Here is an 818-nt window from a genome sequence, read left to right as displayed (position 1 = left end):
CCAGGATCACCACCCGGCGGGGCGTGACATGATCCCGCATCGGAGATCAGCCTCCGGTGGCGAAGCCGGGGAAGAGCGTCATTCCGCCGTCGACGTAGAGCGTGGTGCCGACGACGTAGTCGAGCAGGTCGGACGACAGGGCGACGACAGCGTTGGCGATGTCGTCCGGGTCGCCCACGCGGCGGTACGGAATGAGGCGCAGCAGGTCGGCCTCGGCCTCGGGGGTGGACCAGGCGTCGCGGTTGATCGGTGTGCGGATGGCGCCGGGTGCGACCGCGTTGACCCTGATCCGCTGAGGGGCCAGTTCCTGGGCCAGCGTCTGCATCAGCATGCCCACACCCCCCTTGGAGGAGGCGTAGTTCACGTGTCCCGACCACGGGATGATCTGGTGGACCGAGCTCATACAGATGATCTTCCCGGCCGATCGGGACACCTCCGGCACCACACCGCGCCGCACGAACTCCTTGGCGGCCTCCCGAGCGCAGAGGAACTGGCCGGTCAGGTTGACGTCGATGACCTTCTGCCAATGGGCGAGCGTCATCTCCGTCACGGCCGCGTCCCGCTGAAGGCCCGCGTTGGCCACCATGATGTCGATCGTGCCGAACTCCTCGACCATCCGCGCGACCATGGCGACCACCTGGTCCTCGTCGGACACGTCGGCCTCGTGGGCGTAAGCGCGGACACCGAAGCCCTCGATCTTCTTCACGACCTCCTCGGCCTCGCCCGCGCCAACGACGTAGTTCACCACGACGTCCGCTCCCGCCCGGCCCAAGGCAACGGCCGTCGCCAGGCCGATACCCGAGTTGGCACCCGTTACC

General features: G+C 68.0%; 1 protein-coding gene. It reads right to left on the bottom strand.

Features of this window, described 5'->3' with window-relative positions:
- Positions 1-46 precede the first annotated feature (46 nt).
- Positions 47-818: SDR family oxidoreductase (locus AOK11_RS38000; protein ID WP_055598164.1), on the bottom strand; the 772-nt coding region annotated here is incomplete at its 5' end.

This window comes from Streptomyces hirsutus, assembly GCF_001418415.1.
GTDB lineage: Bacteria > Actinomycetota > Actinomycetes > Streptomycetales > Streptomycetaceae > Streptomyces > Streptomyces hirsutus.
This window is presented reverse-complemented; position numbering and strand designations above follow the sequence as displayed.